The sequence below is a fragment of the Alloyangia pacifica genome (genome assembly GCF_900116195.1).
Taxonomy (GTDB): domain Bacteria; phylum Pseudomonadota; class Alphaproteobacteria; order Rhodobacterales; family Rhodobacteraceae; genus Salipiger; species Salipiger pacificus.
Genome location: NZ_FOZW01000001.1, coordinates 637,471 through 661,638 on the forward strand (window position 1 = coordinate 637,471; position 24,168 = coordinate 661,638).

At 66.8% G+C, this 24,168-nt stretch carries 24 protein-coding genes; 9 read left to right on the forward strand and 15 right to left on the reverse strand.

Features of this window, described 5'->3' with window-relative positions:
* Positions 1-60: 60 nt before the first annotated feature.
* The 5 genes from BM397_RS03070 to BM397_RS03090 all read right to left on the reverse strand — a co-directional run bounded on the left by BM397_RS03070 (position 61) and on the right by BM397_RS03090 (position 5,064).
* Positions 61-612 (reverse strand): NADPH-dependent FMN reductase, encoded by a 552-nt coding sequence (locus tag BM397_RS03070; RefSeq protein ID WP_092421620.1) that lies wholly within the window; start codon positions 610-612, stop codon positions 61-63.
* 158 nt (positions 613-770) lie between these two features.
* Positions 771-1,979: a beta-ketoacyl-[acyl-carrier-protein] synthase family protein gene (locus BM397_RS03075; RefSeq protein ID WP_092421623.1), complete on the reverse strand. Its 1,209-nt coding sequence runs from the start codon at positions 1,977-1,979 to the stop codon at positions 771-773.
* Positions 1,976-2,236, reverse strand: coding sequence for an acyl carrier protein (locus BM397_RS03080; protein WP_092421627.1), 261 nt, complete (start codon positions 2,234-2,236; stop codon positions 1,976-1,978). Before BM397_RS03080 ends, BM397_RS03075 begins: the two co-directional genes overlap by 4 nt.
* Positions 2,237-2,283: 47 nt before the next feature.
* Positions 2,284-3,396, reverse strand: a complete 1,113-nt coding sequence (gene lpxD, locus BM397_RS03085) for a UDP-3-O-(3-hydroxymyristoyl)glucosamine N-acyltransferase (protein WP_092421630.1) — start codon at positions 3,394-3,396, stop codon at positions 2,284-2,286.
* 30 nt (positions 3,397-3,426) lie between these two features.
* Positions 3,427-5,064, reverse strand: coding sequence for a L,D-transpeptidase family protein (locus BM397_RS03090; protein ID WP_483860479.1), 1,638 nt, complete (start codon positions 5,062-5,064; stop codon positions 3,427-3,429).
* 336 nt (positions 5,065-5,400) lie between these two features.
* Between BM397_RS03090 and mepK the strand changes: the two genes are divergently transcribed.
* Positions 5,401-5,970, forward strand: coding sequence for a peptidoglycan L,D-endopeptidase MepK (mepK, locus tag BM397_RS03095; RefSeq protein WP_092421636.1), 570 nt, complete (start codon positions 5,401-5,403; stop codon positions 5,968-5,970).
* An 89-nt stretch (positions 5,971-6,059) separates the two neighbouring features.
* Here the strand turns inward: mepK and BM397_RS03100 are convergent, their stop codons facing one another.
* Both BM397_RS03100 and BM397_RS03105 read right to left on the reverse strand, forming a co-directional pair.
* Positions 6,060-6,584: a holin family protein gene (locus tag BM397_RS03100; RefSeq protein WP_176806525.1), complete on the reverse strand. Its 525-nt coding sequence runs from the start codon at positions 6,582-6,584 to the stop codon at positions 6,060-6,062.
* On the reverse strand, positions 6,575-7,195 hold the full coding sequence (locus BM397_RS03105) for a holin-associated N-acetylmuramidase (RefSeq protein ID WP_245696000.1): 621 nt from the start codon (positions 7,193-7,195) through the stop codon (positions 6,575-6,577). The genes BM397_RS03100 and BM397_RS03105 overlap by 10 nt, the downstream gene beginning before the upstream one ends.
* A 105-nt stretch (positions 7,196-7,300) precedes the next feature.
* Between BM397_RS03105 and BM397_RS03110 the strand changes: the two genes are divergently transcribed.
* On the forward strand, positions 7,301-7,723 hold the full coding sequence (locus BM397_RS03110; protein WP_092422404.1) for a cupin domain-containing protein: 423 nt from the start codon (positions 7,301-7,303) through the stop codon (positions 7,721-7,723).
* 72 nt (positions 7,724-7,795) lie between these two features.
* On the opposite strand, the gene BM397_RS03115 is transcribed toward BM397_RS03110, so the two are convergent.
* From BM397_RS03115 to zwf, 4 genes are all read right to left on the reverse strand, one after another.
* Positions 7,796-8,491 (reverse strand): PRC-barrel domain-containing protein, encoded by a 696-nt coding sequence (locus BM397_RS03115; protein ID WP_092421638.1) that lies wholly within the window; start codon positions 8,489-8,491, stop codon positions 7,796-7,798.
* Between the two features lie 110 nt (positions 8,492-8,601).
* Complete coding sequence (pgi, locus tag BM397_RS03120; protein ID WP_092421641.1) at positions 8,602-10,182, reverse strand: glucose-6-phosphate isomerase; 1,581 nt, start codon at positions 10,180-10,182, stop codon at positions 8,602-8,604.
* Positions 10,183-10,222: 40 nt separating this feature from the next.
* Positions 10,223-10,900, reverse strand: a complete 678-nt coding sequence (pgl, locus tag BM397_RS03125; RefSeq protein ID WP_092421643.1) for a 6-phosphogluconolactonase — start codon at positions 10,898-10,900, stop codon at positions 10,223-10,225.
* Positions 10,897-12,354, reverse strand: a complete 1,458-nt coding sequence (gene zwf / locus BM397_RS03130; RefSeq protein WP_092421646.1) for a glucose-6-phosphate dehydrogenase — start codon at positions 12,352-12,354, stop codon at positions 10,897-10,899. Before zwf ends, pgl begins: the two co-directional genes overlap by 4 nt.
* A 250-nt stretch (positions 12,355-12,604) precedes the next feature.
* On the opposite strand from zwf, the gene BM397_RS03135 reads away from it, so the two are divergent.
* From BM397_RS03135 to BM397_RS03145, 3 genes are all read left to right on the forward strand, one after another.
* A complete protein-coding gene (locus tag BM397_RS03135; protein ID WP_092421649.1) occupies positions 12,605-13,540 on the forward strand; it encodes a nucleoside hydrolase in 936 nt (311 codons plus the stop codon).
* Positions 13,537-13,980: a GNAT family N-acetyltransferase gene (locus BM397_RS03140; RefSeq protein WP_092421652.1), complete on the forward strand. Its 444-nt coding sequence runs from the start codon at positions 13,537-13,539 to the stop codon at positions 13,978-13,980. The genes BM397_RS03135 and BM397_RS03140 overlap by 4 nt, the downstream gene beginning before the upstream one ends.
* A gap of 161 nt (positions 13,981-14,141) precedes the next feature.
* Positions 14,142-14,993, forward strand: a complete 852-nt coding sequence (locus BM397_RS03145) for a bestrophin family protein (protein ID WP_092421655.1) — start codon at positions 14,142-14,144, stop codon at positions 14,991-14,993.
* Positions 14,994-15,003: 10 nt separating this feature from the next.
* On the opposite strand, the gene BM397_RS03150 is transcribed toward BM397_RS03145, so the two are convergent.
* Complete coding sequence (locus BM397_RS03150; RefSeq protein ID WP_092421658.1) at positions 15,004-15,942, reverse strand: pirin family protein; 939 nt, start codon at positions 15,940-15,942, stop codon at positions 15,004-15,006.
* Positions 15,943-16,105: 163 nt separating this feature from the next.
* Here BM397_RS03150 and BM397_RS03155 point away from each other — a divergent pair, with 163 nt between their 5' ends.
* The 4 genes from BM397_RS03155 (at position 16,106) to BM397_RS03170 (ending at position 19,895) form a co-directional block, all read left to right on the forward strand.
* The gene (locus tag BM397_RS03155; RefSeq protein ID WP_092421661.1) at positions 16,106-16,588 is read left to right on the forward strand and encodes a GNAT family N-acetyltransferase; all 483 of its coding nucleotides are present in this window, start codon (positions 16,106-16,108) and stop codon (positions 16,586-16,588) included.
* A 27-nt stretch (positions 16,589-16,615) separates the two neighbouring features.
* Positions 16,616-18,034 (forward strand): protein adenylyltransferase SelO, encoded by a 1,419-nt coding sequence (locus tag BM397_RS03160; protein ID WP_092421664.1) that lies wholly within the window; start codon positions 16,616-16,618, stop codon positions 18,032-18,034.
* A 142-nt stretch (positions 18,035-18,176) separates the two neighbouring features.
* Entirely contained in the window at positions 18,177-18,908 is a 732-nt protein-coding gene (locus BM397_RS03165; RefSeq protein WP_092421667.1) for a DUF533 domain-containing protein, read from the forward strand.
* 39 nt (positions 18,909-18,947) lie between these two features.
* On the forward strand, positions 18,948-19,895 hold the full coding sequence (locus BM397_RS03170) for a DMT family transporter (RefSeq protein ID WP_092421670.1): 948 nt from the start codon (positions 18,948-18,950) through the stop codon (positions 19,893-19,895).
* Positions 19,896-19,940: 45 nt separating this feature from the next.
* Here the strand turns inward: BM397_RS03170 and BM397_RS03175 are convergent, their stop codons facing one another.
* Genes BM397_RS03175 through BM397_RS03185 form a run of 3 tightly spaced genes read right to left on the reverse strand, consistent with a single transcriptional unit; the run spans position 19,941 to position 24,133 of the window.
* Positions 19,941-20,657: an alanyl-tRNA editing protein gene (locus BM397_RS03175; protein ID WP_092421673.1), complete on the reverse strand. Its 717-nt coding sequence runs from the start codon at positions 20,655-20,657 to the stop codon at positions 19,941-19,943.
* Between the two features lie 9 nt (positions 20,658-20,666).
* Positions 20,667-23,102, reverse strand: coding sequence for a DUF3772 domain-containing protein (locus BM397_RS03180; RefSeq protein ID WP_092421676.1), 2,436 nt, complete (start codon positions 23,100-23,102; stop codon positions 20,667-20,669).
* A complete protein-coding gene (locus tag BM397_RS03185; RefSeq protein ID WP_092421679.1) occupies positions 23,099-24,133 on the reverse strand; it encodes a cysteine synthase A in 1,035 nt (344 codons plus the stop codon). The genes BM397_RS03180 and BM397_RS03185 overlap by 4 nt, the downstream gene beginning before the upstream one ends.
* Between the last annotated feature and the right edge of the window lie 35 nt (positions 24,134-24,168).

Below are 24,168 nucleotides of genomic sequence, written 5' to 3' on the forward strand. Positions count from 1 at the left end.
CAAAGGGCGGCCCGAGTGGCCGCCCTTTGTCGTTTTTGGTGTCTTTCGGAAACACCGTGCTCAGGCGTGTTTCTCGATGAGGCCGGCAAAGGCGCTCATGATGGTGCCAAGGAACTTCCTGGTATCCGCGTTGGTCACCTCGCCTGCCTCGGAGATCAGGGTCATCAGGTTGCCGATATAGGCCTCGGGCTGCTGCAGCGGCTGCATGTTCAGGAAGACCAGCGACTGGCGCAGCTGGTGGTTTGCACCGAAGCCGCCGGGACCGCCCGGCGAGCCGGTGACGACAGCCGCCGGCTTGCCGTCCCAGACGCTGTCGCCATAGGGGCGCGAGCCGACGTCGAGCGCGTTCTTCACGGCGGCAGGCAGGCCGCGGTTGTATTCCGGGGTGACGAAGAGCACCGCGTCGCTGGCCTTCACCTGCGCCCGGAAGCGGCTCCAGGCCTCGGGCGGCGTCCCCTCGTCGAGGTCCGGGTTGTAGAGCGGCAGGTCGCCAATCGCGACGAAGTCGAAATCCAGCCCCTCGGGCGCAACCTCGGTCAGCGCCCTGGCGAGCATGCGGTTGTAAGAACCCTCGCGCAGAGAGCCGACGATGACGGCAACTTTCGTGGACATGACAGTCTCCTTTCCTTGCCTTTGCCCCGGATATGGGGCTTTGCGGGAAGGAGAGCAGGCCGATTTGCGCACGCTGCCTGCGCAGGAGAGCGCGGAACGCCTGCGAGCAAGGGAGAGCGGCAGGGCACGTCGGCACCCTGCCCGTCTTCTGCGCGAGTTCAGACCTTGCGCAGCGCCAGCACCGCGTTCAGCCCGCCGAAGGCGAAGGCGTTCGACAGCACCACCGAGACATCCGCTTCGCGCGCTTCGTTGGGCACCACGTCGAGTGCGCATTCGGCGTCGAACTCCTCATGGCCTATCGTCGGCGCGATCACCCCGTCGCGCAGCGCCATGATGCAGGCCAGAAGCTCGACGGCGCCGGTGCCGCCGATGCAATGGCCGTGCATGGACTTGGTCGAGGAGATCATCAGCCGGTCCGCCTGCGGCCCCATCGCATCCGCTACGGCGGCGCATTCGGTCTTGTCGTTGGCGGCGGTGCCGGTGCCATGGGCGTTGATGTAGCCCACCTCGTCGCGGTCAATCTTCCCGTCGCGCAGCGCGCCCGAGATCGCCCGCGCCGCGCCCTGCTTGGACGGCATGACGATGTCGGCGGCGTCCGAGGTCATCGCGAAACCGACCACCTCGGCGAGGATGTCGGCGCCGCGCGCCTTCGCGTGGTCGTAGTCCTCGAAGACGTAGACCCCCGCGCCCTCGCCCTGCACCATGCCGTTACGGTTTGCCGAAAACGGCCGGCAGGCGTCCTTGGACATGACCCGCAACCCTTCCCAGGCCTTCACCCCGCCGAAGCAGAGCATCGACTCCGCCCCGCCGGTGATCATCGCCGGGCAGGCCCCCGAGCGAACCATCTGGAAGGCGAGCCCCATGGCATGGTTGGAACTGGCGCAAGCGGTGGCGACGGTGAAGGTCGGTCCGCGCAGGTTGAACTCCATGCTCACATGACTGGCAGCGGCATTGTTCATCAGCTTGGGAACGACGAAGGGGTGAACGCGGTTCTTGCCCTCCTCGTAGACCGAGCGGTAATTCTCGTCCTGCGTGGTCAGCCCGCCGCCCGAGGTGCCCAGCACCACGCCCGACCTGTCGGCCATGTCGCCGTGGAACTCCAGCCCCGATTGCGCGATGGCCTCGCGCGCCGCAATCAGCGCGAACTGCGTGAAGCGGTCGTAGAGCGCCAGTTGCTGGCGGTTGAAAGTCTCTTCCGGCTCGTAGCCCTTGACCTGCCCGCCGATGCGGATGGCCAGACGCTCGACGTCCCGGAAGTCCAGTTCCCCGATGCCACAGCGCCCCTCGCGCATGGCCTCGAATGTTGCAGGCACGCCGCGCCCCAGCGCGTTGATCGTGCCTGCACCCGTAATGACGACCCGTTTCACGCGGTCTGCTCGGCCACCAGCTTCTCGATCCCGGCGACGATGCTCGACACCGAGGAGATGTCGAAATCGCTCTGTTCGGGCTCGTTGGCGTTGAACGGAACCGAGATGTCGAAGGCTTCCTCGATGGCGAAGATGCTCTCGACGAGGCCAAGGCTGTCGATGCCCAGATCCTCGAGCGTGCTCTCCATCGTCACATCCGAGGGTTCGAGAACGGCCTGCTCGGCGATGATCTCGATGACCTTGTCTTTCACACTCATGGTGCTGCGCTCCCCATTATCGTCGCAGGGTCCGTGTCAGGGTCGGCTTACTCATTCCCCATGAGCTTGGAAACAGATTTCTTGAGTTCCGCGACTTCTTTGAAGAGCCGTGGCAATCTGCGCAAGCCCTTGTAAGTCTCGACGTGGCTTTCCATTTTCATCGCCGGGTAGCCAAGCATGACGCGCCCCGCCGGGATGTTCGACAGCACCGTGGTGCCGCCGCCGGTGATCACGTTGTCGCCTATGAAAATATTGTCCGACACGCCGGTCTGCCCGGCGAGCACGACGTTGTTGCCGATCTTCGTCGAGCCGGCGATGCCGCAGCAGCCGCAGATCAGCGTGTTGTCGCCGACCACGACGTTGTGGCCGATCATCACCAGGTTGTCGATCTTGGTGCCATTGCCGATCTTCGTGTCGCGCACCGAGCCGCGGTCGATTGTGGCATTGGCGCCGACCTCGCAGTCGTCACCGATGGTGACCGCGCCGAGCGAGTGGATGCGGGCCCATTGCTGCGCGACCTGCGTGCCTTCCTCGCCGAGGCTGGCACGGGCCTTCTCGACGCCCGAGACCTCTGGAGTCACGAAGCTGAAGCCGTCGCCGCCGATGCTGGCGTTGAACTGGCAGAAGACGCGGGCCCCGATGGTGCAGCGCGCACCGATGCGCACGCCGGAGTGGATCGTCGCATCCTCGCCGATGGTCGCGTCCTCACCGATGAAGACCTGCGGGCCGATGACCGAGCGCGCTCCGATCTTGGCGCGGGCGCCGATGACGGTGAAGGCCGCAACCGAGACGCCCTCGCCCAGTTCGGCGGTGGGGTCGATGCTGGCGGTGGGGTGGATCCCCTCGCCATAGCCGTTGCCGCGGTCCAGCATGGCGGAAAGGCCGGACAACGCATGGCGCGGGCGCGGCGCGAGGATCGCGGCCTCCAGCCCCATGGACTGCCAGTCGGCACCTTCCCAGAGCATGGCGGCGCGGGCGCTGCCCTCGCCGATCTGGGCGGCAAAGTCGGGTTTCATCGCCAGCGCAAGCTGATCCGGACCTGCCTGTGCCGGTTCGGCGACCGAAGTGATGCGGATGTCCGCGTCGCCTTCAGCCTTCAGGCCGAGCGACGCGGCGATCTCTGCAATGGAATGGCTGTGTAGGGTGCTGTCTAGGGACATGGGGTCCTCCGGGATGCTCTCCCGGAGGATTTAACTCGGCCCGCCTGCCAGTACCACCCCTGCGGCACTCAGCGCGTCCCAGATCCGTGCGTCACGCCCGTAGACGTCGGCACGATACTCCATCTCTCCCTTCACCGTGGTGAAGGCGGTTCGGTAGATCAGGTGCACCGGTACCGGTGTATCGAGGTTCACCCGTGTCTCGCGGCCGGTGTTCAGCTTCGACTGGAAGAAACCCACGGGGTCCGAAGTCTGACGCGCCAGCAACGTGTAGGCGAAATCATGCGGATCGCTGAGGCGCACACAGCCGTGCGAGAAGGTGCGCTGCGTGCGGTCGAACAGGGATTTCGACGGCGTATCATGCAGATAGATGTTGTACTTGTTGGGGAACATGAATTTCACGGTCCCCAGCGCGTTGCGCGGGCCCGGCGGCTGGCGCATGGCGAAGGGGAAGCTGGATGCGCTGTATTGCGCAAAGCCGCTGGCCCGGTTCACCACGCGGCCCTGCCGGTCGGTGATTTCCAGATGGCCCGCCGCACCCGGGTTCTGGCGCAGAAGAGGCAGGTATTCCTTCACCACGATCGAGCGCGGCACGTACCACGTGGGGTTGATCACCATGTGGTTCATCTCGTCCGAGAACTCGGGCGTGCGACGGTCGCTCTCCTGCGAGCCGACAACCGAGCGGGTCTCGAAGGTCACCTTGCCGTCGTCGACGATCTTGGCGTGGAAGTCGGTGAGGTTCACCGTGATGTGCCGCTTGCCGAGCCCTTCGGGCAGGTTCAGCCAGCGCTCGCGCTCCATGGCCACCTGCACCGATTTCAGACGGTCCTCGGCGGAGATGTTGAGCTGGCTCAGCGTGCCCGAGCCGGCGACCCCATCCACCGCCAAGCCGTGGCTTTCCTGAAAACGGATGACCGCGCTGCGCAGCTCGTCGTCATAGTCGGGCGAGAGCGTCGGCTTCATGTAGCCCATGGCGATCAGCCGGTCGCGCAGCACAACGACGTCGCCGCCGCTCTGACCCTTCTCGAGTTTGGCGGTGCGCACCGTCGGTCCCCAGCCGCCGCGGGCGACGGTCTTCTCCAGCTTGAGCTTTGCGCGCAGCAGCCGTGCGTATTCGTCGGACGATGGCGCAAGGTGCTGAAGCACTTGGTAGGGATCGCTCGCAGCCAGCACCTCGAGCAGGATCTTCGGGTCGCGCCGGGGCGCGTGCCGCTTGATGCCCTCGTCGGTCTGCGATGGCTCGAGGATGCCGCTCTGCAGATCGCGGGCATATTGCAGGAAAGTGCGGCTGATCTCGACTTCGAGCTCGCCACGGGCCCTTTCGCCGTCGACGTTGCGCATCTTGCGGATCAGCCCGTCGAGATCGTAGCGCTGTGTGGGAAGCCCATGCACAGACGCCGTCCCGAGCGCCTCGATCAGCGCGGCACGGCGAAGCGCGGCGGTGTCATCAGATCCGGTCCAGATCGGCGCGAAATCGCGCGTCCGGTAAAAGGCAGCGAGACCCTCGTTGTCCGAGAGATTCTCGGCGACGGCCTGCCGATAGGCAGTCATCGCGAGCGCTTTCGAGAGGTCCTGAGCCGCAACCTGCCCCATCGGGAGCGCGCTGAGCGCCCCCGCCAGGATCAAGGCCGCAAGGCCGCTTCCACGCCGGAGATTCCGCATTTTACCCATGACTACCCGTATTCTTCTGCTTTCAAGCCTTGCAGTGATTTTCCGGTGCAGCAGTGGGGCTTGTCCACACACAATCGCGCGCGGCGCGAGAGTTTTCTGCTCCTGATACGCCAATGCACCGACGCGGCGTAGGTTCCCGCCGGCTGCAACACAGCTTCTCGGTCGGTGCGCAAAATTTCGCCGATTTCCCTGCGGAACCCACTAGGGGTTGGAGAATATCCTTCATCGATAAATTTTCCTGTGCCATAAAAGCCGCACATCTGGGGGAAAGATGGTAGGTCCGCCCAACGAGGCGGAACAAACAGGCACAGCGACTAAACGGGACAGGCGCTTCACATGACTGACAATAAAGCTAGCGGCATCTCGCGGCGTGGCCTTCTTGGCGCGTTCGCGGCAACTCTCGTCACGGCAGCACCCACTTACGCAAGCGCGGCAGGTTTCCTGCGCGGCGCGGGCGACGTGCGCCGCCTGCGGATGTATTCCGCGCGCACCGGCGAGACGCTCAACATGATCTACTGGATCGAAGGGGAATACATCCCCGATGCGCTGAAGGAGATTTCCTACTTCATGCGCGACTGGCGCACCAACGATGTGAAGAACATCGATGCGCGCACCATCGACATCATGACGGCAGCCCACAACCTCATGGACGTGAGCGAGCCCTACATGCTGATCTCGGGCTACCGCAGCCCGAAAACCAACGCGATGCTCCGGGCCCGGTCCTCGGGCGTGGCAAAGAACTCTCGTCACCTCGTCGGCGAAGCAGCCGATCTGCGGCTGAACTCGCGCTCGGTCAACCAGATGGCGCGCGCTGCAGCCTCGTGCAATGCGGGCGGCGTCGGACGCTACTCCGGTTCGAACTTCGTGCACATGGATTGCGGCCCGGTGCGCAGCTGGGGCAGCTAAGTCGACGAGATCGGTTTTGTTGTGTGACAGGGGCGCCCAAGGGGCGCCCTTTGTCTTTCTGGACTTCCTTAACCGCCGACGCGCGGCGCTCACGCCCTGCGCTGATGCAGCGCGCGCCATTCCGCCAGCGCGGCGTTATCCTCCGGCCCGTCTGCCGCTGAATGCGCGTCTTCAGGCGCAGCCTTCGACCGCGGGCCCACTGCAAGGGCCGAGACGATCTCGCGCTGAAAATCCTGCCCCTTTGCCTGATGGCGCGCACCGAAATAGAAGCTGACCACCGCTCCGAGCAGCCACCAGAGCGGCTCCGGCACAAGCGCGAGACCCTGCATGCGCGCGGCGAACCACTCGGGGCTGGTCATCGCGCTGCCAAGCAGCCCCAGCGTGCCGAAAGCCATCGCCGGTCGCGGCAGCCGATTCAGCCCATCGATCACCCGGTCGAAAGTCGACGCCCCGCGGTGCGCGAACTCGCGCTCGAACTGCGCCAGCGCCGCGTCGCGCAGCCCTGCCTCTCGGACGGCGGCGGCCTCGGCGTTTTCGCGAAACACCTCGGCGGTGTCGCGGATCATGTTGCCGGAGCCGAAGAGCACTCCGAAAAGCCTGTCGATCATCCCCATGCCGCCACCCGCGCGTTGAACTGTGCCTTGGTCAGATGGAAGCGCGGCGAGATGAAACTCTCGGCCCGGCGGATCCAGCCGCCCTTGCCCCCGGCCCGGCTGCGCGCGAACTTGCGGCTGGCGGGCCGGCGGTCGGCCAGCGCGAAATAGTAGTTGCGCCGGGCGATGCCGTAGGCGTCGGCGATATGATCCGGGGCAGCCGCCGCCGCGCGCCCTGCGGCGGCGATGGTTTGCGGCCCGATCACCCCGTCGTCGGCAACCTGTTCGCCCATCTCGCGCAGCAGGCGCTGCAGCAGTTTCACCGCGCCGGCCCCGGCGTTCACATACATGTCGAAGACCGAGGGCTGCAGCGCCGCCGGCAAGGCATCGATCCGCGGCGCATGGAAGTAGTCGCGCAGGAAGATCTCTACCGCGTCGCTCTCGGCCAGCCGGCGCACGTCTGCCTTGTCCACATCCCCGTCGCCGTCCATGTCCCGCCCGAGACGGCGCATCGTGCCGAGGGTGACGCCGTGCTTGGTCGCACCGCCCGGATCGTCCGGGTCATCTACGTAACCGCCCTCGCGGACGACGATCTCCTGCGCCATGCGGCGCACTCCGGCCTCCTCGCTCATCTGGTGTCTCCTTCGTCCTGGATGGGTTCCGCGTCGCCCCATGCTCTGCCACAAGGGGTAAACGGAGGTTCATCGCGGCGTACGGAGGCGGAAGTGAAAAGCGACATGACGGCGGAAGAGATCATCGGGCTGCTCGGGCTGGCCCCGCATCCGGAAGGCGGCCACTACCGACAGACCTGGATCGCCGAAAGCACCGGCGATGCCCGCGCCGCCGGGACCTGTATATATTTCCTGCTCAAGGCCGGGGAGCGCAGCCACTGGCATCGGGTGGACGCAGCGGAGATATGGCACCATTACGCGGGTGCCCCGCTGGAGCTGTCGATTGCGGCCAGCGACGCGGGCCCACGCGAGGACCTCATCCTCGGGCCGGATCTTGCGTCAGGGGCACGGCCACAGCGCATCGTACCTCAAGGACACTGGCAGGCCGCGCGCAGCCTTGGCGATTGGACGCTGGTGGGCTGCACCGTGTCTCCGGCGTTCCGTTTCGAGGGCTTCGACCTGGCGGCACCGGACTTTGACATCCCCTGAAAGCGCAGGGCGCCGCGCATAGAAAAAGGCCGGGGCATGATGCCCCGGCCTTCGTTCTGAGACGGACAGTCCTTAGTTCATCGGGCTTTCGTCGATGTCTTCAAGTTCCATCAGCTGGTCCTTGGTCATGTTGGTCACGACCGAGTAGCTGCCGTCGTCGATCGGAACGAACTTGGCGCTGTCGAGCTCGAGAAGTACGTGTTTGTCACCGATGTCGAGGAAGCCGCCGACCTCGGCCACGATGCCGCGGAACGAACCGTCGGCGTTCAGGACGATGTCCTCGATCTCACCCACGTTGTCCCAGTCATCGGACACGGTGTCATAGGACATGCCGTCGTCCCATTCCATGGCCTCGCCATCGGCATCGACCGCGTAGACGGCGCCACCGGTGATGTCACGGGTGCGGATCAGGCCATCGGGCGAGCCGTTGAACATGCCGTCAACCGAGGCAGCCATCTCGCCGGCTTCCTGCTTCATTTCGGTGCCGGCCTCGGCCATTGCGTCGCCGGCTTCTTCGGCTTCCTGCTTCATCTCGTCGCCGGCTTCTGCCATGGCATCACCGGCTTCCTCCATGGCCTGCTCGCCTTCGGCAACGGCCTCGTCGGTTTCCTGGGCAATCGCGTCGCCGGTGTTTTCCATTGCCTGCTCGGCGTTCTGCACGGCGGCGTCGGCGTTGTCCTTCGCAGCGTCCATGTTGCTCTCCTGAGCGTAGACGGCGGTACCGGCGGTCAGGGCGATGATGGCGGCGGTTGTGGTCAGACGTTTCATGATGTCTCCTCCTTGGGAAGTCGTCGTCTTGTCTGCCCTCACAACACGCAGGGCGCGGTCGTGTTCCGACCGCGCCCTGAAATTAATCACTTTGAAAACTTGGAACTTTTTTACGTATTGCGCTGCGTGAATGCGACGAGTTGGCGGGTCGAGCCGTCCTTGCCCTCGGCGCTTTCCTTGCCCGAGACGATGGGACCTAGCGCCGTCGCCAGTTCCTTGCCGAGCTCGACGCCCCACTGGTCGTAGGAGTTGATGTCGAGGATCACCCCTTCGACGAACACCCGGTGCTCGTAGAGCGCGACGATCATTCCCAGCGTGCGCGGATCGAGCAGCGGGTAGACCAGCGTGGTCGACGGACGGTTGCCGGGGAAGACCCGGTGCTTGGCCTGCCGTTCCAGCTCAGCCCCCTCGAACTTGCCGGCCACCTTGCCGCGGGCCTCATCCAGATCGCGACCACGCATCAGCGCCTCGGACTGGGCAAAGCAATTGGCCAGCAGCAGCTCATGGTGGTGGCGCAGCTTCGGCTCGTGGCTGCGCGCGCCGACCATGAATTCGCAGGGGATCACCCGCGTGCCCTGGTGGATCAGCTGGTAGAAGGCGTGCTGGCCGTTGGTGCCGGGCTCGCCCCAGACCACCGGGCCGCTGTCAAATCCCAGCGTCTCGCCATCCATCGCCACCGACTTGCCGTTGCTTTCCATCTCCAGCTGCTGAAGATAGGCAGGCAGCCGGGCGAGACGGTTCTCGTAGGGCAGCACGGCGCGGGTCGCATGGCCCAATACCTGATTGTGCCACATCCCCACCAGCGCCAGAAGCACCGGCATATTGGCTTCGAGCGGGGCGCTGCGGAAATGAGCGTCCATCGCCTGACCGCCGGCGAGGAAGGCGCGGAAATTCTCCGCGCCCACGGCGATCATCATCGACAGACCGATCGGCCCCCACATGGAATAGCGCCCGCCGACCCAATCCTCGAAGCCGAAGACGCGGGAGGCCGGAATGCCCCATTCGCCCGCCTTCTCGGCATTGGAGGAAAGCGCGACGAACTTGCCGTCCGTCGAGACACCCTTCTCTTCGAGCCAGTCCCAGGCGGTGCGCGCGTTGGTCATCGTCTCGATGGTGGTGAAAGTCTTCGAGGCGATGATGAAGAGCGTCGTCTCGGGCGCGCATTGCGCCAGCGCATCGGCGATATCCGCGCCGTCGACGTTCGACACGAAGTGGCAGCGCGGACCGTCGTGATAGGGTGCCAGCGCAATGGTGCCCATCTTCGGCCCGAGGTCCGAACCGCCGATCCCGATGTTCACCACGTCGGTGATGCCCGATGCGCGCACCTCGGCCGCCAGCGCCTCCATGCGCGACAGCGTGTCGAGCACTTCTGGCATCACGTCGGTGCCGTCGACCTCGACCGGCGTGCCCGCGAGATTGCGCAGCGCGGTGTGCAGCACCGCCCTGCCCTCGGTCTCGTTGATCTTCGCGCCGCCGAACATGGCCTCGCGCTTGGCCTCGACCCCGGCGCCGCGCGCTACGGCCAGCAGAGCTTCCAGCACCTCTGCGTCGATCTGCGTCTTGGAGTAATCGAAGAGCATCCCCTCGGCCTCGACCGAGAAGGTCTGCGCGCGCGCGGCATCCTCGGCGAAGAGCGCGTCGATGCGGCGGCCCTCACGCGCGGCCGCGAGGCGTTTCAGGTCATCCCACATTGAGCTTCTTCCCCTGTTTGATCGGTTGCGACTGATACCGTCACTCGGCCCAGTGTACCACCGCCTGATCGAGCACCGCATTGATCGGCGCCTCCTCGGCAGGCAGCCCCTTGGCCTTCTCCAGCGCCGCGCGTTTCTCCGCGCCGTAGATCAGCACGTGCTTGCTCAGCGCCCCGTCGAGCACCGGCGCGGTGAGGGTGATGCGCGGCTCGGGCGCACCGGGCGCGCGCATCGGCAGCAGGATCGGCGCATCGGGCGCCAGAGCCTCGGCCAGCCGGTCGGCGCCGGGAAAGATCGAGGCCGTGTGCAGGTCGGCGCCCATGCCCAGCAGGACCACGCCGAGCGGCAGCGAGGGGCGGATCGCCTCGGCCAGCTCGTCGAGCTTTTCCTCGGGGGTGCCGGCCTCTGCGTAAAGCGGCAGAAGGCGCGCCGCCGCTGCCTTGCCGGTCAGCAGGCGCTCGCGCAGCAGCCGGGTGTTGGACCGCTCGGAGGTTTCGGGCACCCAGCGCTCGTCACCGAGCAGCACGTCTACCCGGTCCCAGTCGAGCGAGGTGGCGCTGAGGCTGTCGAAGATCGGTCCGGGAGAGGTGCCGCCGGGCACTGCCAGCGACACGCGCTTGCCCTGCTGGAGCTGCGCTCGCAGCTCTCCGGCGATCATGTTGGCGAGATCGATCGCCAGCATCTCGCGGTCGGGATAGTCCCGGAACTCGTAGCTCATGTCTTGATCCCCCGCCAACGGCGGCCGTCCTTGTTGATCAGGAAGGCGGCGTCATCCGGCCCGGTGCTGCCCGCATCGTAGGGCTTGGGGTGATCGCCGCGGCGCTCCCAACCCTCGATCAGCGGATCGGTCCAGGCCCAGGCCGCCTCGACCTCGTCGCCGCGCATGAAAAGCGTCTGGTTGCCGCGGATCACGTCCATGATCAGTCGCTCGTAGGCGTCGGGCGCATCCTCGGCGTCCGGCCCCAGCGCGTCGGCGAAGGACATGTCGAGCGGCACGTCGACGAGGCGCATGCCGCCCGGACCCGGCTCCTTGATGGTGACGCCCAGCGTCATGCCCTCGTTCGGCTGCAGTCGGATCGACAGCATGTTGCGGTGACGCCCGGCGTCCATGCCGAAGATCGAATGCGGCGCATCCTTGAACACCACGGCGATCTCGGAAGCCTGCGCCGAGAGCCTTTTACCCGTCCGCAGATAAAACGGGGTATTCGCCCATCGCCAGTTGGAGATGTAGCACTTCATCGCCACGAAGCTCTCGGTCTTCGAGGCGGGGTTCTCGACATCCTCGCGGTAGGAATTCAGCTCGCCGTCCGAGGTGTACTGGCCGCGCACGATGCTCTCGGGGTCCACCGGATCGAGCGCGCGGATCACCTTGAGCTTCTCGTCGCGCACCGCGTCGGGCTCGAAGCGCGCGGGCGGCTCCATGGCAATGAGGCACAGCAGCTGCATCAGGTGGTTCTGCACCATGTCCCGCATCGCGCCGGACTTGTCGTAGTAACTGCCGCGCCCGCCGACACCGACGGTCTCGGCCACGGTGATCTGGATATGATCGACGTATTGCGCGTTCCAAAGCGGCTCGAACAGCATGTTGCCGAAGCGCACCGCCATGAGGTTCTGCACCGTCTCCTTCCCGAGGTAGTGGTCGATCCGGTAGATCTGCGTCTCCTGGAAGTGCCGGGCCAGTTCGGCGTTCAGCGCCCGGGCCGACTCGAGGTCGTGACCGAAGGGTTTCTCGACGACGATCCGCACCTCGGGATTGGTCAGCCCATGGGTGCGCAGCTGTTCAGCCAGATCGCCAAAGAGGCTCGGCCCCACCGAGAAGTAGAAGGCGCGGACGATGTCGTCATCGTCGCGGAGCGCCTCCTTGAGCTCGCCCCAGCCGCTTTCGCCGCGGGCATCGACCGCAACATAGCCGAGCAGCGCGAGGAATTCCTCCAGCGCGGCCTCGTCGCATTTCGCCTTGCTGAATTCGTGAATCGCCTCACGAACGGTCTCGCGATACTCCTCCACGGTGATCTCCGAGCGCGCGGCACCGATGACCCGCGAGCCCGTGGGCATCTGCCCCGAGCAGTAGCGGCGGAACAGGCCGGGCAGGATCTTGCGGCGTGCGAGGTCGCCGGTGCCCCCAAAAATGACCAGGTCGAAAGGATCGACGGGAATGACGCGGGAAACCATCTCGGGCCTGTCTCCGATTCTTGTACGTGCAGCGGTTAGCGCTAACCGTGCTCTGCCTATCGCATTGTTGCGCCCGAGTCTAACATCCTGCGGCACCGCGGCAATGGCGCGCGTAGGATAATCCCCGCCGGTAACCATTTGCCGAAGCGCGACAGTCCGCTTGAACCGCCCGACCGCCCGTGCGACCCAAGGACAGGACAAAATCACGGCAACACGACCGCGCCCCGGCGCGGGACCATCGGGGCGGACCATGGCACGACGCATTATCATCGACACGGACCCCGGACAGGACGACGCGGTCGCCATCCTTCTGGCCCTCGCCTCGCCCGAGATCGAGCTGTTGGGGCTGACTGCCGTGGCAGGCAACGTGCCGCTCCACCTCACCTCGCGCAATGCGCGCATGGTCTGCGAGCTGGCGGGCCGCACCGATATCCCGGTCTTTGCCGGATGCGATGCACCGCTCGAGCGCAAATTGGTCACTGCCGAGCACGTGCACGGCAAGTCCGGCCTCGACGGGCCGGACCTGCCCGAGCCCACAATGGCGCTGCAGGACCGTCACGCGGTCGATTTCATCATCGACACGCTGCGCGCCGAACCCGCGGGCACCGTCACCCTCTGCCCGCTCGGCCCGCTGACCAATATCGCCAGCGCCTTCCGGCGCGCCCCGGACATCATCGACCGGGTGCAGGAAATCGTCCTGATGGGCGGGGCCTATTTCGAGGTCGGCAACTACACCCCCGCCGCCGAGTTCAACATCTACGTCGACCCGGAGGCGGCGGCCGAGGTCTTTGCCTCGGGCATTCCGCTGGTGGTCATGCCCCTCGACGTCACCCACAAGGCACTGGTCACCGGGCCGCGCAACGAGGCGATCCGCGCCCTCGGCACGCCCGTGGGCAAGGCGGTGGCAGAGATGACCGACTTCTTCGAGCGTTTCGATCTGGAGAAATACGGCTCCGCAGGTGCCCCGCTGCACGATCCCTGCGTCACCGCCTACCTGCTGAAGCCCGAGATCTTTTCGGGCCGTCACATCAACGTCGAGATCGAGACCGTCTCCGAGCTCACGCTCGGCATGACCGTCGCCGACTGGTGGGGGGTCTCGGGCCGAGCACCCAACGCGACCTTCATCGGCGATCTCGATTCAGACGCCTTCTTCACCCTGCTCACCGAAAGGCTGGCCAAGCTATGAAATCTCTGCATCTCGCCGGCCCCGACGACGCCGAACGCCTGCTTCCCATGGTGGCCAGTTTCCAGGCGGAACGCGGCCAGCAGCCCGATGAGGCCCTGCTCACCGCCGCGTTGAGCCCGCTGCTCGAAGGCGCGCCGCAGGGGGCCGTCTGGCTGGTCGGGCCGCGCAAGGCGCCTGTCGGCTACCTCGTCGTCAGCTTCGGCTGGTCGGTGGAAAGCGGCGGCATGACCGGCACGATCGATCAGATCTACATCCGCCCCGCCGTGCGCAGCCGTGGCATGGGCAGCGAGGCGCTGTTCCAGCTCACCCAGGCGCTGCGCCAGGGCGGCATCACCGCGCTGCAGATGGAGGTCGCGCAGGACGACGAGCACCTGCAGCGCTTCTGCCGCCGTGCCCGCCTGCAGGACCGCGGCGCCACGCTGATGCGCTGCGCCCTTTGACCGCAGTCGCGGGGGAAAGATCCCGTCAGCCCTGACGCGTTGACGCCCTTCGGCACGCACCCCTCAAAGTTTCGCGCTGCGCCCTCTTGCGGGCAAGCGGGTCCGGCGCTACCGCGACGGGGGCTTCCCCGGCGGAAGCCCTCCCTCGAAAGGTCTCCCGCGTGATTCTCCGCAAGCGCCCCTCCGTCCTCGGCCTCTTCCTCGTGGTGAAGGGCTCGGTCATCCAGGTGATCTGGAAGCAGCTGCTGCTGGTGGTGGCGGTCGCCTTTGGCGTTGTCTGGGCGCATGGCACGCTGCCGACGGTGGTAATCGCGCTGGATTTCGCGCCCTTCGGGCTGATTGGCATCGCGCTTTCGGTCTTTCTCAGTTTCCGCAACGGCGCCTGCTATGACCGCTGGTGGGAGGCGCGCAAGCTCTGGGGCATGATGATCCAGACGTCGCGCGACGTGCTGCGCCAGACCGCCGCGCTCGACGGCACGCCCGAGCGGCGGCAGATGCTCATGGCGCTGGTCCACTTCGGCCACCGCGCCGCGCATCAGCTTCGCGGCAGGCCGGGCCCTGAAAGCGCCGATGCGGCGCTGACCGAGGCGGAACGGCTCGTCTCGCGGCTCGAACGCGAGGACCGGCTGACCCTCACCGAAGCCATGGCCCTGCGCGAGAGCCTCGCGCGCATGGCCGGGGCGCTGCTCGGCTGCGAGCGTCTGGCGAACACGCCGGTGCCCTTTGCCTACACGCTGCTGCTGCACCGCACGGCCTATCTCTTCTGCGTCATGCTGCCCTTCGGCTTCGTCGATGAACTGGGCTGGGTGACGCCGCTCGCCGCCGGGCTCGTCGCCTATGCCTTCTTCGGTCTCGACGCGCTGGCGGACGAGCTGGAGATGCCGTTTTCGGACAACCAGAACGCCATGCCGCTGACCAGCTACGCCACGGCGATGGAAATCGCGCTGCGCGGCGGACTCGGGGATACGGACCTGCCCGAAATGCCGAAACCGGTGAACTTCCAGCTGACCTGAGCCTCGCGGCTCAGCGCTCCGGCAAGGGGATGAACTCGGCGTCATCGCCCGGCGGCAGGTGGAAGCGGCCGTTCTGCCAGTCGCCGCGGCGCCAGGCCTCCTTGGCCTCCTCGATGCGCTCCTTCGAGGAGGCAACGAAGTTCCACCAGATGTAGCGGGGCCCGTTCAGTGTCTCGCCGCCCAGCACCATGACGCGCGCGCCCTGCGGTCCGGCTTTCAGCGACACCCGGTCGCCGGGGCGAAAGACCATCATCCTCCCGGCCTCGTAGACGGTGCCCGCCTGCTCCACTGCGCCCTCGACCACGTAGACGCCGCGGTCCTCGTGGTCGTCGGGCATCGGCAGGCGCGCGCCCGCCTCCAGCACCGCGTCCGCGTAGAACATGTCCGAGAAGGTCTTCACCGGCGCAGCTTCCCCCCAGGCGCGGCCCAGTACCAGCCGCACGGTCTTGCCCTCGCCTTCCATCACCGGCAACTCTTCCGCCCCGGCGTGAACGAAATCGGCGGCGGCATCCTCGGCCTTCTCGGGCAGCGCAACCCAGGTCTGGATGCCGAGGAACGGCATGGGGTCGGTCTGGCTGGCATCGTCGGTGCGCTCGGAGTGGGTGATGCCGTGACCGGCCACCATGAGGTTCACCGCCCCCGGCTCGATCCAGGCGTCGGTGCCCAGAGAGTCGCGGTGGTGCATCCTCCCGCGGAACAGGTAGGAGATTGTCGCGAGGCCGATGTGCGGGTGCGGCCGCACGTCCATGCCGCGGCTCGGAAGGAACTCCACCGGCCCCATCTGGTCGAAGAAGATGAACGGCCCGACCATCTGGCGGCGCGGCGCGGGCAGCGCCCGGCGCACCTCGAAGCCGCCAAGGTCCCGCGCGCGCGGCACGATCAGCGTGTCGATGGCATCCACCTCGTTGCCGGTCGGGCAATGCGGCTCCAGTGCAGGGTTCCAGCTCATGGCATGTCTCCTTTGCTTTGCCCGAAGCTAGCGCGGAATGCCCGGTCTCCCTACGGCGATCTGCGCGCCGATGCTGTGCACCAGCGCAGCCCGGCTTCCCTTTCCCTGTGTTTCCCTTTCCCTCCCCGGTGCCTATGCTCGCGCCAACCAAGGAGCGCACAGGATGCACGATCTTCTCACCGCGCCGCACCGCGCACCCGCGCAATTTTCCGACTGGAAGGCGCTGCTGTCGCTGATCCTCGACAGCTTCGCCTACATGGAGGGACGCATCGATCCGCCCTCCTCGGCGCACCGGCTGACACCGGACGCCCTGAGCGCGCGGGCCGAGACCGAGCACCTCTATATCGCGGGGTCCCCGCTCACCGCCTGCGCCTTCTTCGCCGAACAGCCTGATGCGCTCTACATCGGCAAGCTCGCCATCGCCCCCGCCGCACAGGGAAAGGGCTTGGGGCGTGCCTTCCTGATCGAGGCAGAAAGCCTCGCGCGCAGCCTGGGCCTGCCCCGCCTGCGGCTCGAAACCCGCATCGAGCTGACCCAGAACCACGCAGCCTTTGCGCGCTTCGGCTTCACGCAAACCGCCGAAAAGGCGCATCCCGGCTTCAGCCGCCCGACCTCGATCACGATGGAAAAGCCGCTCTTTCCCTGAGAGCCCATCCTGCCTATCTGGTATGTCATGACCCTTTCGATCCCCTTCGACAACAGCTACGCCCGCCTGCCCGACAGCTTCTACGCGCGGCTGACCCCCGCCCGCGTCGCAGCGCCCGAGCTCATCGCCTTCAACATGCCCCTTGCCGAGGAGCTTGGCATCAGCGGCACGGACGATCCGCTGCTCGCGGCGATCTTCGGCGGCAACACGCTGCCCGAGGGGGCCGACGCGCTGGCGCAGATCTACGCCGGGCACCAGTTCGGCGGGTTTTCCCCTCAGCTCGGCGACGGAAGGGCGCTGTTGCTCGGCGAAGTGATCGACCGCAGCGGCACCCGGCGCGACATCCAGCTCAAGGGCTCCGGCCCCACGCCCTTCTCCCGCCGCGGCGACGGGCGGGCGGCACTTGGCCCGGTCTTGCGCGAATACCTGCTGTCCGAGGCGATGCATGCGCTCGGCGTGCCGACCACCCGTGCGCTCGCTGCCGTCCGCACCGGCGAGGATGTCTACCGCGAGACCATCCTGCCCGGCGCGGTCTTCACCCGCGTCGCCTCCAGCCACATCCGCGTCGGCACTTTCCAGCTCTTCGCCTCGCGGCAGCAGTACCCCGAGCTTCAGCAGCTCTTCGAGTACACCCGAGACCGGCACTACCCCGAGACGAAGACACCCGGCGAGTTGCTGGCCGCCGTCTGCCAGAGGCAGGCCGCGCTGGTGGCGCAGTGGATGTCCCTCGGCTTCATCCACGGGGTGATGAACACCGACAATTGCACCCTCTCGGGCGAGACCATCGACTACGGTCCCTGCGCCTTCATGGACCAGTATCACCCCGACACGGTCTATTCCTCGATCGACCAGCACGGGCGCTACGCCTACCAGGCGCAAGCCGACATCATCGTGTGGAACATGGCGCAGCTCGCCACCGCCATGGTGCCGCTGGTGCAGGATCAGGACGCGGCTGTCAGCGAGTTCACCGAGATCATCAATGCCATGCCGAACCTCATCCGGGGAGAATGGCTGAACCGCTTCGGCGCCAAGCTCGGCCTCGCCGCACCGCAGCCCGAGGATGCCCGGCTTATCGCCGACCTGCTGCACATGATGCAGGCGGGCGGTTCGGACTTCACCAACACCTTCCGCGCCCTCGCCAGCGGCTCGGCCCGCGACGAGATCACCGACCGCGAGAGCTATGATGCCTGGCACGCCCGCTGGCAGGAGCGCATCGCCTCCGAGGCCGCGCCCGAGGCGCGCATGCACGCCGTGAACCCCGCCTTCATCGCCCGCAACCACCGCGTCGAGCAGATGATCTCCGCGGCGCTGGAGGGCGACGACAGCCTCTTCCACCACCTGTGTGCGGTGCTCTCCCGCCCCTACGAGGACCAGCCCGACGCCGAGGAGCTGCGCCGCCCGCCTCTGCCCTCCGAGGTGGTGCAGGCGACGTTCTGCGGCACCTGAGGACCGCAGGCATAACCTTCGAAAGCTCCCGAAAAGGCGCGCAAATCCGCCCATCTGAGGAAATCCCTTCCCCAGCGTCATCGCTTCCGGCAAGCTGTCGGCGATTTCAACGCACGACATGCACGCAGAAGGGAGCGCAACGATGAGTCTCATGGGCACTCTGGCGAAGGTCGCCATCGGATATGCCGCCGCCCGCGGCGTCGACCGTCTCTCGGGCGAACAGGGTCTTGGAACGCTGATCGGCGGCAAGGCGCAGATCCCCGGCTCCGAGCCCGGCACCTCGATGCAGGCGCAGATGGGCAAGATGTTCGGCGGCAGCGGCAACCCGCTGAGCGCCATCATGGAGCAGCTGCAGAAGAGCGGCCTCGGCACGCTGCCGGGCATGGATCAGGCCGGACAGGCGGCCAGCACGGGCATCGCGGGCATGCTCGCGGCGGCGGCGAAGGCGGCTAACATGGGCGGCAAGAACCTCGGCGACATGCTCGACAAGATGAGCGCGTCGCAGGCCGCCCCCGAGGTCGAGAGCGCCGCCGGGCTGATGCTGCGCGCGATGATCCAGGCCGCCAAGGCCGACGGCGACATCGACGCCGCCGAGAAAGCTAAGCTCACCGAGACGCTGGGCCCGGATGCCTCGGCCGAGGACATCGCCTTTCTGAAATCCCAGCTCGCCGCCAAGCTCGACCCCGAGGCGCTGGCCAAGGATACGCCCGACGCGCAGAAGACGCAGGTCTATGCCGCCTCGCTGATGGCGATCACGGTGGACACGCCGAAAGAGGCCGAATACCTTGACCGTCTCGCCAAGGCGATGGGGCTGCCCGAAACCGCCGTCAACGCATTGCACATGCAGATGGGGCTCCAGCCGCTCTACGCCTGACACCCGCCGGGTCTCCCGGCACGATTTCCGAAGGCCCGCATGCAGAAACATCCCTACTACGGCCTGGGGCTCGCCGCCCTGGGCGCCATGGTCCTGACGCCCGACACGCTGCTCATGCGCCTTTCCGGGATGGAAGGCCTGTCGATGCTGGTCTGGCGCGCGCTGGCGCTGGGGGCGATGTTCTGGGCGATCTTCCTCGCCACCGCGCGCGGACCGCGCAACCTTCAGCTGCTGCTGACCCGTCCGGGCCTCACGGTGATTGCCTGCCAGAGCGCCAATGCCGCGCTCTTCTCGCTCGGCATCGCTGTCGCCCCGGTGGCGGTGGTGCTGCTGGCGGTGGCGACCATGCCGGTCTGCGCCGCGGTGCTGTCACGGCTGCTCTATGGCGAGCCCACCAGCCGCGCCACCTGGATCACCATGGCCGCGGTGCTGTTCGGCATCGGTCTGGCGGTGAGCGGCAAGGGCGACCTCGCGGCCAGCCCCGGCGCCATCGCGGGCGCGCTCTGCGGCTTCGGCGTGGCGCTCACCCTCGGGCTCAGCTTCGTCACCCTGCGCCATGCCCCGGCCCTGCCGCTGATGCCGGCCATGGGCACCGGGGCGCTGATCGCGGGGGTCTGCGGGCTGGCCCTGGTCCCGGCGGGCGCGCTGACCGAAGGCCACGTGCTGCCGATCCTCGCCACCGGCGTGGTGATCCTGCCGGTGTCCTTCTTCTGCCTTAGCTCGGCCTCGCGCCATACGGCGGCGGCCAATGTCAGCCTGCTGATGCTGCTGGAAACGGTGCTCGGCCCGGTCTGGGTCTGGGCCTTCCTCGACGAAGCTCCGACCCCGCGCATGCTGCTCGGCGGTGGCCTCGTGGTCGCCAGCCTCGCGCTTTACATCCTCAGCACACGCCGCCGCGCCGCCCGCACGCCCGCGGCTTCTTCTCTTTCCAAATACGCTGGGGGTGAGGCGCGCAGCGCCGAGGGGGCAAAGCCCCCTCTCTCCTGATCCTCCGCCCGCGCCAGCCTTTGCCGTGCGGGCGTGACGCCGGGGTCAGCCGACCAGAAGGTTGACCCGCCGGTTCTGCTTGCCCTTGTTCTCGATCTTGCCGAGCCGCAGCTCGCCGATCTCGCCGGTGCGCGCCACATGGGTGCCACCGCAGGGCTGCAAGTCGATCTGGGCCCCGCCTTCGCCGATCCGCACCAGCCGGATCCGCCCGGCTCCGCGCGGCGGCTGCACGCTCATGGTCTTCACCAGCTCGGGGTTGGCATCGAGCTCGGCCTCGGTGATCCAGCTCTCCGACACCGGCAGGTCCTGCGCGACGAAATCGTTCAGCATCGCCTCCAGCGCCTCGCGGTCCTCGGGCGATTCGGGCATGAGGAAATCCAGCCTGCCCTTGGCGGCGCTGATCTGCCCGCCGGTAACCGGCAACGGCAGGGCGACCGACAGCAGGTGCAGCGCCGTGTGCACGCGCATGTGCTTGTGGCGGCGCTCCCAGTCGATCAGCTGCGTGACCTTGGCACCGACATAGGGCAGCGGCTTGGGCTCGGCCGGGACCAGCACGATCGTCTCGCCCTCGCCCTTCACCGCCGTCGCGATCTCGATCTCGCCGCCGGGCCAGCGCAGCCGGCCGCTGTCACCGGGCTGGCCGCCGCTGGTGGCATAAAAGAGCGAGGCATCGAGCACGATGCCACCCTCTTCGGTGAGGGCCAGGACCTCGCCCGGCGCCTCGCGGCGATAGGCATCCTCAAGGAACAGGCGTTCCGTCAACTCACTCTCCTACTCGTCTTCCGGACCGACGGTCGGAAAGGCCTCGCCTCCGCCATCGGTTGTCTTGTTCTGCGCGCCGGACGCCTTGAATTCTTGGTCGGAGCCCCGCTCCGCATCGCTGTCCTGCCGCTTCTGCTGAGGCGGATACAGGCTTTCGGGGTTGCGCAGCCAGATGTCACGCTGCGCAAAGGGCACCTCGATCCCTTCGGCCACGAAGCGCGCGTTGATCTCGTGGTTGAAGTCCGACAGGATTTTCACCTTCTGGTTCACGTCCCGGACGATGGCACGGATCTCGAATTCCAGCGAGTCCGCCCCGAAGCGGGCAAAGACAACCGAAGGTTCGGGGTTGAGCAGCACCATGTCATGCTCGCGCACGATCCGCAGAAGGATCTCCTCGACCTTGCGCGTGTCCGAGCCGTAGGCGACGCCGACGGTGGTGAAGACCCGGCCGATGACATTGCCCCGGGTGAAGTTGGTCACCGTCCCCGAGATGAAATCGGAGTTCGGCACGATCACGTCGGTGCGGTCGAAGGTCTCGATCCGCGTTGCACGCACCGAGATGTCCTTGACGATGCCCATGTTCGGGCCGACCTCGATCCAGTCGCCCTGGCTGATCGGCCGTTCGATCAGCAGGATGATCCCCGACACGAAGTTCTGCACGATGTTCTGCAGGCCGAAACCGATCCCGACCGAGAGCGCCGAGATGACGTAGCCGAGCGCGGTGAGGTTGATCCCCGCAGCGGTGATCGCCATGACCGCCGCCAGCATGACCCCGGCGTAGCCGAGGCCCGAGATCACCGCGTTCTGTCCGCCGATGTCGAGCTTGGTCTTGGGCAGAATCGAGCTGCGCAGCCCGCTCTGCAACAATCGCGTGACGCCGTAGCCGACGGCGAAGACCACCAGCATGGTCAGGAAACTGGTCGGCGAGATCCGCGCATCGCCCAGCAGGAAGCCTTCCTGGAAGCGCGCCCAGAGTTCAGTCAGGTCGGCAACCCGCGCGCCCCAGATCAACGCCAGCATCGGCAGCGCCAGAAGGATCAGCACGACCCCGGCCAGCACGGTGATCAGGCTGTCGTCGGGGTCCTTGCGGGTGATCAGCGCGTAGAGATCCTTGATGAAGCGCTGCAGCACCAGCACCAGCGCCAGCAGCGACAGGGACTGCACCGCCGGGAACACCATGCCCTGTCCGACGCGGTGGTAGCCCACCGCCGCCATGATCGGACCAAAGAGCGCCAGCAGCATGGCCAGCCGCCCGATCATCCGCGCCAGTTGCATGCGGAAGGTCGAGCCCTCGAGCAGCGTGCCCTCTCCCTCCTCGGGCTCCTCGTGGCTCAGCCCCGACAGGATATAGCCGAGACGGAACAGCATCAGCGCCGAAAGCACGATCAGCGGGAAGTCGAGAACCGCGTTGGTCTCGTCCGAGAACTCGAAGATCTGCGACAGCGTCTGCCCCATGCCGCGCAGCACGAAGAGCAGCGCCAGCACCGACGAATAGAGCCAGGCCTCGGTGCGCTGCCAGTTCGGCAGCGGCATGGTGGCAATGTCATCGTCGCTGTTGAAGCTCTCGCCGGCAAGCCAGCGGATGTAGAGCAGCACCAGCCCCCAGATCGGCACCGAGTACATCACCACCGTGAGGTTGGTGCCCGGCAGGCCGGAGATGGTCGCCGCCACCACCAGCAGGATGAGGCCGCCAAGCGGCACGACGATCGAGCCCAGCGAGGCCAGGAACCGCCAAACGCCGGTGCCGCGACGGGTCCGGCGGCGCAGCCATTCCTCGATCCGCCGCACCCAGCTTGGCCCCCGGATCACCAGGAGCGCCGAGAGCCCGACGAGAAGGATAATGATCGGCAGGTTCTCGCGCGCAGCGGCACGCTGGTTTTCGGAGGCCACGTTGTCGCGGACCTCCTGAACCAGCGACTCGCCGGCAGCAGCCACGTCATTCGCCGCGGGCCCCCAGAGCTGCCAGTTCAGCGGCGAAGGTCCCAGCGTGAGCAGACGGCTGGTCTGCATCTCGCGGATCTTCGTGTCGATTTCGCCGATCAGCCCGTTGGCCTGGGTAAAGGCCTCCTGTGCACGGCGCACCGGGGCCTGGGCATTCGAGAGCTGTTCGGTGAGGTCGGCGCGGCGCTGCGCGATATCCTCGGCCTCGGACTCGCCTTCGGCAGGCGCCGGACCGAGCGTATCGAGCTGCTGCTGCAGCGTTTCGATCCGCGACGCGTTGGTGCTTTCGGCCCGCAGGAAGCTGTCGCGCCACCCTGCGATGTCGCTGCGCAGGTCCTCGTATTGCTTGACGGTAACGTCTTCGCCGTCGAGCAGCCCGTCGGCCTGCTTCGCGAGCGTCCCCCAGGTCTCATAGTCGATGTCCTGGGCCTGCGCGACCGCAAGGGTCGCGCAGAGGATCGTCACTGCGCAGGCGGCAAGAAGGCGCCGGATCAGGGCAATCATACGTCCTCGAAGACGCCGGGGATCGAAGCGGGCGAGCGGTCGAGCCAGTTCGGCACCGGCAGGTCACGCGAGCGCAGGAAACTCGGGTTGAACAGCTTGGACTGGTAGCGCGTGCCGTAGTCGCAGAGCACGGTGACGATGGTGTGACCCGGGCCCATCTCCTTGGCCATGCGGATCGCGCCCGCCACGTTGATGCCCGACGAGCCGCCGACGCAGAGACCTTCCTCGGAGAGCAGGTCGAAGACCACCGGCAGCGCCTCGGCATCGGGCACCTGGTAGGCGAAATCGGGGGTGAAACCCTCGAGGTTGGCGGTGATCCGCCCCTGGCCGATCCCCTCGGTGATCGAGTCGCCCTCGGACTTCAGCTCGCCGTGCTTGTAGTAGTTGTAAAGCGCCGCGCCCATCGGATCGGCGAGGCCGATCTTCACACCCTTCGGCTGCAGCGCGCCCGCAACACCGGCCAGCGTGCCGCCCGAGCCCACCGCGCAGATGAAGCCATCGACCTTGCCGCCGGTCTGTTCCCAGATCTCGGGGCCGGTGGTTTCCACGTGGGCCTGCCGGTTGGCGACGTTGTCGAACTGGTTGGCCCAGATCGCGCCGTGCTTCTCGGTTTTCGCCAGCTGCTCGGCCAGACGGCCCGAGTAGCGCACGTAGTTGTTGGGGTTGCGGTAGGGCGCCGCCGGGACCTGCACCAGCTCGGCACCGGCGAGACGGATCATGTCCTTCTTTTCCTGAGACTGGGTCTCGGGAATCACGATCACCGTGCGGAAGCCCATGGATGCGCCGACCAGCGCGAGACCGATGCCGGTGTTGCCCGCGGTGCCCTCGACGATGGTGCCGCCGGGTTCCAGCAGACCCTTCTCCATCGCGTCCTTGATGATGAACAGCGCCGCGCGGTCCTTCACCGACTGGCCCGGGTTCATGAACTCGGCCTTGGCGAGGATCTCGCACCCCGTCATCTCGCTGGCCTTCTTCAGCCGGATCATCGGGGTATGCCCGACGGCCTGCGCCAGATCCTGTGCCACGCGCATGGGTCTCTCCACTTCGTTCCTTCGTTGGAGGTCAG